The 13,249-nt window shown below is 73.1% G+C and carries 12 protein-coding genes; 5 read left to right on the top strand and 7 right to left on the bottom strand.

Going from position 1 to position 13,249, the window contains the following annotated elements; translation table 11 throughout:
- Positions 1-54 precede the first annotated feature (54 nt).
- Positions 55-3,951 carry a polarized growth protein Scy gene (gene scy / locus PV342_RS27625; protein WP_500319056.1) on the bottom strand — a complete coding sequence of 1,299 codons (3,897 nt, stop codon included), beginning with the start codon at positions 3,949-3,951 and terminating at the stop codon, positions 55-57.
- A 178-nt stretch (positions 3,952-4,129) separates the two neighbouring features.
- A complete protein-coding gene (gene mce, locus PV342_RS27630; RefSeq protein ID WP_018563502.1) occupies positions 4,130-4,558 on the bottom strand; it encodes a methylmalonyl-CoA epimerase in 429 nt (142 codons plus the stop codon).
- A 172-nt stretch (positions 4,559-4,730) separates the two neighbouring features.
- On the opposite strand from mce, the gene PV342_RS27635 reads away from it, so the two are divergent.
- The gene (locus tag PV342_RS27635) at positions 4,731-5,906 is read left to right on the top strand and encodes an acetyl-CoA C-acetyltransferase (protein WP_386995185.1); all 1,176 of its coding nucleotides are present in this window, start codon (positions 4,731-4,733) and stop codon (positions 5,904-5,906) included.
- Positions 5,907-6,100: 194 nt separating this feature from the next.
- The gene (gene meaB, locus PV342_RS27640; RefSeq protein WP_018563500.1) at positions 6,101-7,057 is read left to right on the top strand and encodes a methylmalonyl Co-A mutase-associated GTPase MeaB; all 957 of its coding nucleotides are present in this window, start codon (positions 6,101-6,103) and stop codon (positions 7,055-7,057) included.
- Between the two features lie 35 nt (positions 7,058-7,092).
- On the opposite strand, the gene PV342_RS27645 is transcribed toward meaB, so the two are convergent.
- From PV342_RS27645 to PV342_RS27660, 4 genes are all read right to left on the bottom strand, one after another.
- Entirely contained in the window at positions 7,093-7,569 is a 477-nt protein-coding gene (locus PV342_RS27645) for a MarR family winged helix-turn-helix transcriptional regulator (protein ID WP_018563499.1), read from the bottom strand.
- Between the two features lie 65 nt (positions 7,570-7,634).
- Positions 7,635-8,411 (bottom strand): AIM24 family protein, encoded by a 777-nt coding sequence (locus PV342_RS27650; protein ID WP_018563498.1) that lies wholly within the window; start codon positions 8,409-8,411, stop codon positions 7,635-7,637.
- Positions 8,408-9,058 (bottom strand): AIM24 family protein, encoded by a 651-nt coding sequence (locus tag PV342_RS27655; RefSeq protein WP_400805708.1) that lies wholly within the window; start codon positions 9,056-9,058, stop codon positions 8,408-8,410. The genes PV342_RS27650 and PV342_RS27655 overlap by 4 nt, the downstream gene beginning before the upstream one ends.
- Positions 9,058-9,696, bottom strand: a complete 639-nt coding sequence (locus PV342_RS27660; RefSeq protein ID WP_400805709.1) for an AIM24 family protein — start codon at positions 9,694-9,696, stop codon at positions 9,058-9,060. The genes PV342_RS27655 and PV342_RS27660 overlap by 1 nt, the downstream gene beginning before the upstream one ends.
- Before the next feature lie 317 nt (positions 9,697-10,013).
- Between PV342_RS27660 and PV342_RS27665 the strand changes: the two genes are divergently transcribed.
- Together PV342_RS27665 and PV342_RS27670 are read left to right on the top strand one after the other, a co-directional pair.
- On the top strand, positions 10,014-10,367 hold the full coding sequence (locus tag PV342_RS27665; protein WP_386995091.1) for a DUF3817 domain-containing protein: 354 nt from the start codon (positions 10,014-10,016) through the stop codon (positions 10,365-10,367).
- Entirely contained in the window at positions 10,364-10,657 is a 294-nt protein-coding gene (locus PV342_RS27670; RefSeq protein WP_329185671.1) for an MTH1187 family thiamine-binding protein, read from the top strand. Before PV342_RS27665 ends, PV342_RS27670 begins: the two co-directional genes overlap by 4 nt.
- Before the next feature lie 33 nt (positions 10,658-10,690).
- Here PV342_RS27670 and PV342_RS27675 read toward each other — a convergent pair whose 3' ends face one another.
- A complete protein-coding gene (locus PV342_RS27675) occupies positions 10,691-11,665 on the bottom strand; it encodes an ArsR/SmtB family transcription factor (RefSeq protein WP_500319040.1) in 975 nt (324 codons plus the stop codon).
- Between the two features lie 93 nt (positions 11,666-11,758).
- Between PV342_RS27675 and PV342_RS27680 the strand changes: the two genes are divergently transcribed.
- Positions 11,759-12,985, top strand: coding sequence for an MFS transporter (locus PV342_RS27680; protein WP_500319042.1), 1,227 nt, complete (start codon positions 11,759-11,761; stop codon positions 12,983-12,985).
- Positions 12,986-13,249 lie beyond the last annotated feature (264 nt).

Genomic DNA, 13,249 nt, shown 5'->3' on the forward strand with positions numbered 1-13,249 from the left:
GGCCGAAGCGGCGTGTCTTACAGTCACTGTCCAGTAACTGTGCACATTGTCCGCTCAATCGAGTGGCGCATCGTCGGACCGCTTGCTCCCTGTCCGGGGCGTACCGGCCGTTGCACCAGCGGTGACCGCGTTCTTACCGTTCTGTGTGGCGTTCTGACTGTTGCCCTTCCCCCCGTCGGCCGGCTGCTGGAATGACTCCAGTGCCTCGAGGACATCCTGCACGCGGGTGATCTCCGCGTTGATGTCCTGACGGCGCCGGCTGAGCACCTCGAGCTCCTTCTTGCCCTCGGTCACGATGCGCTCGGCCTCGACGCGGGCCTCGCTGCGCACCCGCTCCGCGTCGCGCTCCGTGTCGTTCTTCTTCTGCTCGGCCCCCTTGAGCAGCTCCTCCGCCTTCTTCACCGCGGCGATGCGGACCTTGCTCGCCTCCGCGCTCGCGTTGGACCGCGTCTCCTCGGCCCTGGCCTCGGCCTCCGAGACCAGCTCGCGGGCCTTGGCCTCGGCCTTCTCCAACTGCTCCGTGGCGGCCTCGACGAGCTTGTCGACCCGCTCGCCCGCCGACTTCATGGTGGCGGCCGACTCCGTACGGGCCCGCTGGTGCAGCTCCTCGACCTCGGCCTCGACGCGCTGCCGCAGCTCCGTCGCGCGCTCCCGGATGGCGGTGGCGTCCCTGCGGGCCTCTTCGAGCAGCGTGTCGGCGTCCGTACGGGCCCGCTCCACCATGCCGTTGCTCTCCGAGGTGGCCCCGGCGACGATCCGGTCGGCCTCCTTGCGGGCGGCGCCGACCATCGTGTCGGCCTGCTCCTCCGCGGCGGTGCCGATCTTGAGGGCCTCACCCTGTGCCTGCGAGATGAGCTCGTCCGCCTGCGCCGCGGCTTCGGCGCGGCGCTTGTTGGCGTCCTCGCGGGCCTCGTCCCGGATCCGGTCGGACTCCGCGCGGGCGGCCTCGGCGTCGCGCTCGGCGGACTGCAGCGCGTCCTTGGCGAGGATGCCCAGCCGCTCCGCCTCCGCACGGGCCTTGGTGATCAGCTGGTCCGCCTGCTGGGCCGCGTCCGTGCGGCGCTTGTTGGCCTCGTCGCGCGCCTCGTCCATGATGCGGCGGGCCTCCGCCTCGGCGCTGCCCAGCGTCTCCTCGGCCGCGCGCCGGCGCTCCTCGGCGTCCCGCTCCGCGGATTCGAGGGCGTCCTTGGCGAGGATGCCCAGCCGCTCGGCGTCGCGCTGCGCCTTGCCCACGGTCTCCTCGGCCCGGGCGGCGGCGTCGGCGCGGAGCCGGTCGGCCTCCTCGATGGCCCCGGTGAGCAGCCGGTCGGCCTGCTCCGCGGCCTCCACCCGCTGCCGGTTGGCCTCGTCGCGGGTCTCCGTCCGCAGCCGGTCGGCCTCCTCGATCGCCTCGCCGACCGTGCGGTCGGCCAGCTGCCGGGCCTCCTCGGCCTCCTCCTGCGCCTCGCGGCGCATCCGCTGGGCGTCCTCGGTGGCGCGCTCGCGCTCGGCGTTGGCGTCCGCGTGCAGTCGGTCCGCGGCCTCCTGGGCCTCGGACCGCAGGCGCTCCGCGGCGTGCTCGGCCGCCGAGCGCAGCCCGGTGATCTCCTCCTCGGCCTGCTCGTGCATGCCGTTGACCGAGTCCCGCACCTGCTGGGCGGTCTGCTCGGCCGCGCCGACCAGCTCGGCCGCGTGCCGCTCGGCCTCGGCGACCAGCCGCTCCGCCTCAGCGCCGGCCTCCTCCACCCGCTTGCGGGCGGCGGCCAGCAACTCCTCGCCCTCGCGGCCGGCCTGCGCGCGCTCCTGCTCCGCCTCGCCGCGGGCCGCGGCCAGCAGCTCCTCGGCCTCCCGGCGGCGGCGCACGGCCTCCTCCTGTGCGGCGGACAGCGCCTCGGCCGCCTCGGCCCGCAGCCGTCCGGCGGTCTCCTGAGCCTCGGCCCGGACCCGGTCGGCGGTCTCCTGGGCCTCGGCGCGCAGCGTCTCGGCCTCGGCGGCGGCGTCGCCGCGCAGGCGTACGGCGAGCTGCTCGGCCTCGGCCCGGGTCTGCGAGGCGTCGGCGGCGGCCTCGTCGCGCAGCCGTACCGTCTCCTGCTCGGCCTGCTCCTGCAGCCCGCGGACCCGCTCGGCGACCTCTGTGCGCAGCGTGGCCGCCTCCTCGGCGGTCTCGCGGCGCAGTCGCTCCGCCTCGGTGCGGGCCTCGCGCAGCGCCTCCTCGGCCGCGGCGATGCGGTGCTCGGCCTCCTCGCGCAGCCGGACCAGATCGGCCTCGGCCTCGTCGCGCAGCCGCTGGGCGGCCCGCTCGGCCTCCTCGCGCAGCAGTACGCCGGCGCTCTCGGCGTCCTCCTTGACCTGCTCCGCCTGCTGCTCGGCCTCGGCGCGGACCTGCTCGGCCTCGCCCCGCGCGCGCTCCAGCAGTTCGTCTGCCTGCCGGCGCAGGCCACCGGCACGCTCGATCGCCTCGGTGCGGAGCTTCTCGGAGTCGGCGGTCGCCTTCTGCCGGTGTTCCGCGGCATCGGCCTTCGCCTTGGTCAGCAGCTCCTCGGCGGACCGGGCCGCCTCCTCGATCTGCTGCACCGCCTCGCGCCGCGCCTCGCCGCGGATGCGCTCGCCCTCGGCGACCGCCTCGGCGCGCAGCTGCTCGGCCTCGCCGCGCAGCCTGCGGGCCTCCTCCTGCAGCTCGACCGTCTTGGCGCGGTACTCCTTGGTGTCGTCCTTGGCGGTGCCGAGCAGTTCCTCGGCCGACTCCTCGGCCTGGCTGCGGAGGCGGTCCGCCTCGGCCTCCGCCTCGCGGCGGATGCGCTCGGCCTCCTCGCTCGCCGCGCCGGTGGTGGCACGGGCGTCCTCGGTGGCCTTGTTGAGCACCTCCTCGGCGGTGCGGGCCGCCTTGGCCAGTGCCGCCGCGGCGTCCTCGGCCGCCTCGGACTTGGCGGTCTCCTGGGCCTGGCTGCGCAGCCGCTCGGCCTCGTTGGTGGCGTCGGCGAGGATCTGCTCGGCCTCGGCCTTGGCGGCCTCCGCCTCCTTGGTCGCCTCGGCGACCAGCCGGGCCACCTCGGCCTTGGCCGTACGGGTGCGCTGCTCGATGTCGGCGTCGACGGTGGCCAGCCGCTTGGCGGCGTTGGCCGAGGCCTCCTCGCGGAGCCGGTCGGCCTCGCTCTGCGCCTCGCGCAGCTTCTCCTGTGCCTCGCGCAGCTTCTCCTCGGCGGAGCGGGAGAGTTCGCCGGCCTGGGTGCGGGCGTTGTCGGTGTCGCTCTGGGTGGAGGCACGCAGCTGCTCGGCCTGTGTGGTGGCCTCCTGGGCCTGGCTGGCCGCGGCGTTCAGCAGCCGATCGGCGTCCGCGCGGGCCCGGCGCAGCAGTTGGTCGGCCTCGGCGCGCGCGGTCGAGGACTCGGACTCCAGCCGGTCGCGGGCGCCCTCGGCGATCCGCTGCGCCTCGGCGCGTGCTGCGGCCAGCGCGGCCTCCGACTCGGCGCGGGTCTCCTCCATGAGCCGGCGGGCCTGCGACTCGGCGCGGGCCCGCAACTGCTCGGCCCAGGCCACGTTCTCGTTGACGTGGCTCTCGACGTTGGTGCGGCGCTCGGCCAGCTCCTCGTCGAGCCGGCGGCGCCGGCTGACGGCCTCGGCGTGCCACTCGGCCTCCACGCGGGCCTGGTGCTCGGCCTGCTCCTGGAGGAGGCGCTGGGTGGCCGCGCGGGCCTCGCGCAGCTCCCGCTCCGCGTCGGCGCGCAGTTGGTCGGCCTGGATCTGGGCATTGCGCAGCAACTGGTCGGCCTGGTGGCCGAGGTTGTCGTAGGCAGGGCGGCTCGCGAGGTTGCGGCGCGCCTCGTGCAGCTTGGCGCGCAGCACCTCGACCTGGTAGCCGAGGTCGTCGGCATGCTGGACGACCTTGTCCCGCTCCTTACGAAGCCGCTCCATCTCGGCCTCGAACTGCGAGAGGTGGTCGTCCTCAACCTCGTAGCGGTCGTAGCCCCGCACTCCGCGGTCCCATCCGTCTCCTGGTGTACCCACCCGCCAACCGAGTGAGATTCCCCGGGGCCCCGTTTACCGCGGAGCCTTGCGGAGAATTGTGTCCGATCCCACGCCGAGGCGCGGGCAGGTACCCCAGCCCACCCCGGGGTCGCCAGGCCACTCTACCGGGGCGAGTCGTCTCCGGTCAGTGGTCCTTGGCCGAGGTGACGAGCTCGGTGAGCACACCATGGCAGTCCTTGGGGTGCAGGAAGGTGATCCGCGACCCCATGGAACCCTTGCGCGGGCTGTCGTAGAGCACCCGCACGCCCTTGTCGCGGACGGAAGCCGCGTCCGCGTCGACGTCCTCGGTGCCGAAGGCGATGTGGTGCACCCCCTCGCCGTTCTTGGCCAGCCACTTGGCGACGGTGGAGTCCTCGCGGGTGGGCTCCAGCAGCTGCAGGTAGGAGGCCCCGCCGTCGGAGGTCTCGTTGATCTTGAGCATGGCCTCGCGCACCCCCTGCTCCTCGTTGACCTCGGTGTGGAACACCTCGAAGCCGTAGGTGGCACGGTAGAACTCGACGGTCTTGTCGAGGTCGAAGCAGGCGATGCCGATGTGGTCGATTCGCGTCAGCATGACTCCAGTGGACCGCCGGTCCGCATGGTCACGCAACGTGCGCGCGATCACACCGTCTGCCGGGTGACCGTCGGCTCCACCCCTCAGTACATTGAGAGCACCCTCGAAAACCATCGTTAACATTCCCTCCGTGCAAAGGGGCCGCGTCATGACCAGCCAGGCACGAACGTCCGTGATCGTCGCGGGTGCGCGCACCCCCATGGGCCGGCTCCTCGGCTCGCTGCGCACCTTCTCCGGGGCCGAACTCGGCGCCGTGGCCATCAAGGCCGCGCTGGACCGCGCCGGGATCGGCGGCGACCAGGTGCAGTACGTGATCATGGGCCAGGTGCTCCAGGCGGGTGCCGGGCAGATCCCCGCCCGCCAGGCCGCGGTCAAGGCCGGCATCCCGATGAACGTCCCGGCGCTGACGATCAACAAGGTCTGCCTGTCCGGACTGGACGCCATCGCTCTGGCGGACCAGTTGATCCGGGCGGGTGAGTTCGACGTCGTCGTGGCCGGCGGCCAGGAGTCGATGACCAACGCCCCGCACCTGCTGCCCAAGTCCCGCGAGGGCTTCAAGTACGGCGCCGTCCAGATGCTGGACGCCATGGCGCACGACGGCCTGACCGACGCCTTCGAGGACATCGCGATGGGCGAGTCGACCGAGAAGCACAACACGCGGCTGGGCATCGGCCGCGCCGAACAGGACGAGATCGCCGCGCTCTCCCACCAGCGGGCGGCCGCCGCGCAGAAGAACGGCTTGTTCGAGGCCGAGATCACCCCGGTGGAGATCCCGCAGCGCAGGGGCGAGCCGGTGGTGTTCGCCAAGGACGAGGGCATCCGCGCCGAGACCACGGCCGAGTCGCTCGCCAAGCTGCGCCCGGCCTTCAGCAAGGACGGCACGATCACCGCGGGCACCTCCTCGCAGATCTCCGACGGCGCCGCCGCGGTGGTCGTGATGAGCAAGGCCAGGGCCGAGGAGCTGGGCCTGGAGTGGATCGCCGAGATCGGCGCCCACGGCAACGTGGCCGGCCCGGACAACTCGCTGCAGTCGCAGCCGTCCAACGCCATCGCGCACGCCCTGAAGAAGGACGGCCTGTCGGTCGGGGACCTGGACCTGATCGAGATCAACGAGGCGTTCGCCGCGGTGTCGGTGCAGTCCATGAAGGACCTGGGCGTGACACCTGAAAAGGTGAACGTTAACGGCGGTGCGATCGCCCTCGGCCACCCGATCGGCATGTCCGGCGCCCGCATCGTCCTGCACCTGGCCCTGGAGCTCAAGCGCCGCGGCGGCGGTGTGGGCGCGGCGGCCCTGTGCGGTGGCGGCGGCCAGGGCGACGCCCTGATCATCCGCGTACCCGGCAAGTAGCCGCATACCGGCAAGCAACGGCACAAACGGCGAGTGAGCCGAAGGGGAGCGGCCGTTGCCGAAAGGGAGAGCGCGCGGAGTCTGCGAGGAACGAGCAGGCGAGCACGGTCGACCTCCCCCAGCTACCGCTGGGAGGGGCCCCCGGCAACGGCTGAGCGAACCGGAGGCGAACCGAGCCCGAGAAATGAGGAGCGATGGACGTCCCCACCCTGGTGGAGCAGGCGCGGCAGGGCCGCCCGAGGGCGGTTGCCCGGCTGATCTCACTGGTGGAGGGGGCGTCCCCGCAGTTGCGCGAGGTGATGGCCGCGCTCGCGCCGCTGACCGGTGGCGCCTACGTGGTCGGGCTGACCGGCTCGCCCGGCGTCGGCAAGTCCACGTCGACGTCGGCGCTGGTCTCGGCCTACCGGCGGGCTGGCAGGCGGGTCGGGGTGCTGGCCGTGGACCCCTCCTCGCCGTTCAGCGGTGGCGCCCTGCTCGGCGACCGGGTCCGGATGAGCGACCACGCGTCCGACCCCGGCGTCTACATCCGCTCCATGGCCACCCGCGGCCACCTGGGCGGCCTGGCCTGGGCCGCGCCGCAGGCGATCCGCGTGCTCGACGCGGCCGGCTGTGAGGTGGTCCTGGTGGAGACCGTCGGCGTCGGCCAGTCCGAGGTGGAGATCGCCGCCCAGGCCGACACCTCCGTGGTGCTGCTCGCGCCGGGCATGGGCGACGGTATCCAGGCGGCGAAGGCGGGCATCCTGGAGATCGGCGACGTGTACGTCGTCAACAAGGCCGACCGGGACGGCGCCGACGCGACCGCCCGCGAGCTCAACCACATGCTGGGCCTGGGCGAGACCCGCCGGCCGGGCGACTGGCGCCCACCGATCGTCAAGACGGTCGCCGCCCGCGGCGAGGGCATCGACGAGGTGGTCGAGGCCCTGGAGAAGCACCGCGCGTGGATGGAGGAGCACGGGGTGCTCGCGGAGCGCCGGCTGCGCCGCGCGGCCCTGGAGGTCGAGCACATCGCCGTCACCACGCTGCGCGAGCGCATCGGCGACCTCCACGGCGACCGCCGCCTCGGCGCGCTCGCCGAACGGATCGTCGCCGGAGGTCTGGACCCGTACGCCGCCGCCGACGAGCTCGTCGCGGGCCTCACCGAGCAGGCCTGAGGCCCGCGCCCTCGGGCGCGGGCCCTCGCGGCGGGTCAGGCCTTGCCGCGCACCGCGCGCAGGTGGTCCGCGACCGGGTTGAGGGCCCTGCGGAGGGCCGCCAGGTCCTCGGCGGGGAGCAGGTCGATGAAGTGCTCCCGTACGGCGGCGACGTGGTGCGGGGCGACCTTGCGCATGGTCTCCCAGCCGTCCTCGGTCAGGACGGCGAACAGCCCGCGCCGGTCGGACTCGCAGTTCTCGCGGCGGACCAGGCCCGCGGTCTCCATGCGGCTGATCTGGTGCGACAGCCGGCTCTTGGACTGCAGGGTGGCGCGGGCCAGGTCACTCATCCGCATGCGGTGCTCGCTCGACTCCGAGAGGTTCACCAGGATCTCGTAGTCGTTGTAGGTCAGACCGAACGGCTGCAGATCCCGTTCGAGCTGGTGCGTCAGCAGCTTGCTGACCTCCAGGTGGATGCGCCAGGTGCGCTGCTCGTCGGCGGTCAGCCAAAGGGTGCCGGTCTCTGTCTCCATGATGGAATTATACCCAGAAAGTTGAAATCCGGATTATTTGGGGGTCCCGGTACGTGTCGGTAGGTTCACAGCCCGAAGCGGCGCTGCAGGTCCCCGAGCTGTCCGGGGAGCCTCGGCACGCCCTGGGGCGCGCCCGGGGTGCCCGTTCCGCCGCCGGGGACACCGGCCTCGTGCGGGACCGCGCCCGTCGCCTGCTCGGGCATGAGCACCTCGCTCGACTGGAGCAGCACCTGCCCCGCGCCCACGAACTCGAACTGGTGCTCCTCGCCCGAGGTGCCGCCGACGCCGGTCAGCGCCCGCAGCCCGCCCAGGACGCCGCGCATGTACCCGTGGTCGTAATGGTGGCAGGGGGAGGGGCAGTCCGCCCATCCCACCAGGGCCTGCGGGTCGACGCGGACCGGCGGCTCGACGAAGTGCACGGCGCCGTTGGAGGCGGCCACGAACTTCCCCGTGCCGATCAGGGTGAGGAAACCGGGGATGATCGACTGCTTGAGCGACAGGCCCGGCTGGAAGGCCAGCAGGTTGCCCGACCGGATGGTCAGGTTGCCGTCCTCCAGGTCGAAGGAGTTCACGTCGAACGCCCGGTCGGCGAGGATCATCTTGCCCTGGCCCTCGGCGACCACCCAGTCCGCGGCGTGCAGCGGGGAGTGGAAGTTGCTGCGGATCAGCCCGTCGAGGGCGCCGTGGCCGATGCCGTGGAAGCTGATCTGCCCGTAGTAGGCGATCATCTTCCCCTTCTGCAGGAACCACTGGCCCTTCAGGTCGACGCTGAAGGCGTACGGGTTGACGTTGTCGTCGACCGGCAGGGTGTACGGGTCGTGGACGACCGGTCCGGTGCTCACAGCTTCTCCTCACTCGCCTGGACGTAGACCGTTCCCTGACCCGACAGCTCCAGCTGGAACGCCTCGCCGGAGCCGCGGCCCACCATGTCGCGCCAGCCGAGCGCGGTGGACAGCTTGTTGCGCACGTCTCCGCGGTGGGCGACATACGCCTGGGGGTCGACGTGCACCGGGCGCTGCGGGGTGATCGGCAGCTCGATGACACCGCCGTGCGCCATCACCGCGACGGCGCCGTGCCCCTGCAGGGTGGTGGTGAACAGCCCCTGCCCGGTGACCTGGCCGCGGATGACGCCCATGACGCCGCCCTGGGATCCCATGAACATCGTGCCCTGCCGCAGCGAGCCGTCGAAGGCCAGCAGCCGGTCCGCCTCGACGTACAGGGTGTCGCCGCTCAGGTCCACGCAGTGCACGTGGTGGCCGCCGTGGCCGAACATCACCGAGCCGTGGCCCTCGACGGTCATCAGCGGCGTCGCCTCGTTGGCCAGCCGGCGGCCGATCATGGAGCCGATGCCGCCCTGGCCGCCCTGCATGTTCGGGGTGAAGCTCACGTTCCCCTTGTAGGCCAGCATCGCGCCGCGCTGGCTGAACAGCCGCTGGCCCGGCAGCACCTGGGCCTCGACCATCTTGGAGTTGATGCGGGTGAACGGCATCAGACCTGCCCCCCGACGGTGTTGCGCTCGCTCGGCTGCACGTACACCAGGCCGTCGCCCTCGAAGCGGATCTGGAAGGACTCGCCGCCCGACTCGCCGATCACCGTCCGCCAGCCGATGCCCGCCTGGAAGTGCTGCTGGAGGTTGCCGGTGTGCGCCACGTACGCGCCCGGGTCCACCTGCAGCGGCATCCCGGGGGTGACGCGGAGCACCACCGCCGGGCCGTCGGAGGTGATCGCGGCCTGGCCGGCGCCCTCCACCGTGGTGGTGAACAGGCCGTTGCCCTGCGAGGCGCCGCGCAGCCCGGTGAAGGTGGTCCCGGTCCGCAGCGTCGCCTCGGTGGCGAGCAGATTGCTGGCCTCGACGTAGAGCTTCTCGCCGTTCAGCCGCACGAGGTTGATCTCGCTCGCGCGGTCGGCGAAGTAGCAGGTGCCCTGCCCTCGTACCTCCATGACCTCCATGGACTCGCCGGTCAGCCGTCGGGTCACCATGCCGCGCAGACCCTCGCCGCCCCCGGACATCTTCTTGAAGCTCATCTGGCCGTCGTACGCGACCATCGAGCCGTTCTTCGCCTTCACGGCGTCGCCGGCCATGTCCACGGCGAGCACCTTGCTGCCCTGCAATCGAAACTGAGCCACGGGTCAGACCGTATCCGTCCGGGAGGAACCCGTCACCAGGGTCCTCGTCACATGATGTGCACCGGTTTCGCGCGGCGCTCCCGCCGGCCCGGGTGGAACGTCCATCCCGCTTCCGCCTCCTTCAGGGGCCGCTCGTCGCGTGTCGTGGAGGGGGACGCCGTGCGCGCGCCGGCGGTTCACCGGCGCCCCGCGACCCCGGGGGAGGGGCGGCCCGGGAGCCGGGTCATAATGGACGGAGCGTTTGTGATCGCGTTCACAAACAATCCGATCGCCAGCCCCGGCGCCCGCCGCAGTCCCTGTCCCGATAGTGAGGTCCCGTGGACACCAAGACCGCCTCCGCACTCAACCGGCTCCGCCTGGTCTCCGCCCCGGAAGGGGTCTCCTTCCTGCTCCTGCTGATCTGCTCGGTGCTCAAGCGCACCACGGACTTCAACGCGGTTCCGGTGATGGGGATGATCCACGGCATCCTCTTCGTCCTCTACGTCGTGTTCTGGCTGGACGCCTGGAACCGCGCCAAGTGGCCGCTCGGCCGCGCCGCGCTCTACTTCGTGTTCTCCGTGCTCCCCACCGGCGGCTTCTTCGCCGAGCGCAGGCTGCGCCGCGAGGCCGAGGACAGCGTCATCGCCGCCCGGGCGCGCAAGGAGCTCAAGGAAGGCGTGGTCGAGGCATGATCGTCGCCTTCTCCGTCACCCCGCTCGGTGTCGGCGAGGAGGTCGGTGCGTACGTGGCCGACGCGGTCCGCGTCGTCCGCGAGTCGGGCCTGCCCCACCGCACCGACGCGATGTTCACCTCCATAGAAGGTGAGTGGGACGAGGTCATGGACGTCGTCAAGCGCGCCGTGGCCGCGGTCGAGGCCCGGGCGCCGCGCGTCTCGGTGGTTCTCAAGGCCGACATCCGGCCCGGCGTCACCGACGGGCTCACCTCCAAGGTGGAGACCGTCGAGCGGTACCTCGCGCAGTAGGCGTGCACCCCGCGGGGTACCGCGCACCGGCGGTCAGTCGCCGGCCAGCGCGCCGCCCAGCGGGGTGCGTTCGTACAGCACCTGGTGGCCGTAGCGGCGTGAGGTGAGCAGGCCCGCGTCCCGCAGGACCGCCAGGTGCGCCGACACCGACGACAGCGCGAGGCCGTGCCGGTGGGCGAGCGCGGTCGTGGTCGCGGGCTCGCCCAGCCCGCCGAGGATGGCGGCGCGGTTGGCGCCGAGCAGCCGCACCAGGGCTTCGGAGGCGGCCTGCGGCGCCTGCCACAGCCCGCCGATGCCGCGGGCCGGATAGACGACGGTGCCCTGCCAGGGCGGGTCGAAGCCCGCCGCGAGGTCCGGCCACACGAAGACGCTGGGCGCCAGGACGAGGCCGTCGCCGCCCAGGTCCCGCTCGTGCTCCGTCGGCTTGTGCAGCGTGAGGGTGTCGTCGGCCCAGCTCAGCGACGGGTGGAGGTCGGCGAAGAGCCCGCTCAGCCCGCCGTCCGCGAGCCGGCGCGCGCGGAAGGCGATGTCCGCCTCCAGTACGGCCCGCAGCCGGGGCCAGTACGGTGCGACCAACGCCTGCCAGGCCCGCTCGTACAGGTCCGCCAGTTGCCGTACCGCGCGCGCCGGATCGGCCAGCATCGCGCGGCCCTGAGGAGTGGCGGCGGCGCCGGGGGTGTCCGCCAGCGAACGGGCCAGGTCCTGCCGGGCGACCTCCGGGTCGGTGGCACGCACCCGGGCGAGTTCGTCCTCGATGACCGCCGACGGGCCCAGCGGCGGCGGGCAGAGGAAGTCCGGGCTGTGACCGGGGCGGGGCATCAGCAGCCACAGCGGGGTCAGGTCCAGCGCGCGGGCCGCCTCACGGGTCTGCCGCAGCCAGGGCATGTGGTAGGCCTGCAGCCCCGGCTCCTTCAGGGTGCGGACCGCGCCCTCGGTCTCCCACAGCGGGGAGACCGCGAACCGGCAACGCAGCAGGTCGTCGGGTCCGAAGCGCATGCGGAACGGCACGGCACGCCCTCCGCTCATCTGGGGTGGGACCCGTTACTTTCGGCTGGAGCCGAAACACTACGCCGTGCCCCCTCCCGCCGCCAGGCTGCGCCCATGACGCTGAACACCGACTCCACCGCGGCCGGCCCGGCCGCCGGGCGCGGCTACCGCGCGGTCTTCGCCGTACGGGAGTTCCGGGCCGTCTTCGCGGCGCACGTGCTGTCGCTCCAGGGCACCGTGGTCGCCGAGATCGCGCTGTCCGTGCTGGTGTTCCGGCTCACCGGGTCGCCGCTGCTGACCGCGCTCACCTTCGCGCTCGGCTTCGTGCCGTACGCGCTGAGCGGCACCCTGCTCGGCGGGATCGCCGACCGCTTCCCGCCGCGCCGGGTGCTCGTCGTCTGCGACCTGCTGTGCGCACTGTGCGCGGCCGGGATGGTGCTGCCCGGGACGCCGATCGCGGTCCTTCTGGGCCTGCGCTGCGTGATGGCGATGATCGCGCCGGTGTTCACCGGCACCCGGGCCGCGAGCCTGGCCGACATCCTGCCGGGCGACACCTTTGTGCTGGGCCGGTCCCTGATCCGTATGGTCGCGCAGGGCGCGCAGATCGTGGGTTTCGGCGTCGGCGGGTTCCTGCTGGTCGTCCTCCCGCCCCGGGCCGCGCTGGCGATCACCGCGGCGGCCTTCCTCGGTTCCGCCGTGCTGCTGCGCCTCGGCACCGCACGGCGTCCGGCTCGCGGCGCCGGCGCGGCGCGTTCCGCGGGCGGCACCGGCCGCCTGATGCGGGACCCCCGGGTGCGGTACCTGCTGCTGCTCTGCTGGATCCAGCCGTTCTTCGTGGTGTTCCCCGAGGCGCTCGCGGCCCCCTACACCGACTCCATCGGCGCGGGCACCCCGGGCCTCGGCCTCTTCATGGCGGCGATGCCCGTCGGCACCGTCCTCGGCGAACTCCTCGCGGGCGCCTTCCTGCCGCCGGCCGCCCGGGCCCGGCTGACCGTCCCGCTCGCCGCGTGCTCGCTCCTGCCGTACGCACTCTTCGCCCTGCGCCCCTCGCTGCCGCTGGCCGTCGCCGCGATGTTCGTCACGGGCCTGACGGCCGCCTACACCCTCGGGCTCGACCAGTGGTTCGTGGCGGCGGTGCCGGAGGCGTTGCGGGGGCGGGCGATGACGTTGCAGTCGGCGGGTCTGATGACGTTCCAGGGGCTGGGGATGGCGGTGGCGGGTGCGGCGGCGGAGTTCGTCGCGCCGCACGTGGTGGCGGCGGGTGCGGCCGGTGCGGGGACGGTGTGCGTGCTGGCGGTGCTGGCGCGGGTGCGGGGGAGTGCGGGCGGCGGCGGGAAGTGAGTGGGTCGGGCGGAGCCCGGCGCAGGCGCCCGAAGCCCGTGAGGCCCCCAGGGCCGAGCGGTGCGAGGGCGGCCGGGGGAGGTTCAGCCCAGTGGTTCGTGGCGGCGGTGCCGGAGGCGTTGCGGGGGCGGGCGATGACGTTGCAGTCGGCGGGTCTGATGACGATCCAGGGGCTGGGGATGGCGGTGGCGGGTGCGGCGGCGGAGTTCGTCGCGCCGCACGTGGTGGCGGCGGGTGCGGCCGGTGCGGGGACGGTGTGCGTGC

The sequence above is a fragment of the Streptomyces sp. PA03-3a genome (genome assembly GCF_033792735.1).
GTDB lineage: Bacteria > Actinomycetota > Actinomycetes > Streptomycetales > Streptomycetaceae > Actinacidiphila.

What these genes read in the sequence shown, in the direction of transcription:
- mce (WP_018563502.1), bottom strand. Translation starts at nt 4,558, where the DNA reads ATGCTGACGCGAATCGACCACATCGGCATCGCCTGCTTCGACCTCGAC.
- meaB (WP_018563500.1), top strand. Translation starts at nt 6,101, where the DNA reads ATGGACGTCCCCACCCTGGTGGAGCAGGCGCGGCAGGGCCGCCCGAGG.
- PV342_RS27645 (WP_018563499.1), bottom strand. Translation starts at nt 7,569, where the DNA reads ATGGAGACAGAGACCGGCACCCTTTGGCTGACCGCCGACGAGCAGCGC.
- PV342_RS27655 (WP_400805708.1), bottom strand. Translation starts at nt 9,058, where the DNA reads ATGCCGTTCACCCGCATCAACTCCAAGATGGTCGAGGCCCAGGTGCTG.
- PV342_RS27670 (WP_329185671.1), top strand. Translation starts at nt 10,364, where the DNA reads ATGATCGTCGCCTTCTCCGTCACCCCGCTCGGTGTCGGCGAGGAGGTC.
- PV342_RS27680 (WP_500319042.1), top strand. Translation starts at nt 11,759, where the DNA reads ATGACGCTGAACACCGACTCCACCGCGGCCGGCCCGGCCGCCGGGCGC.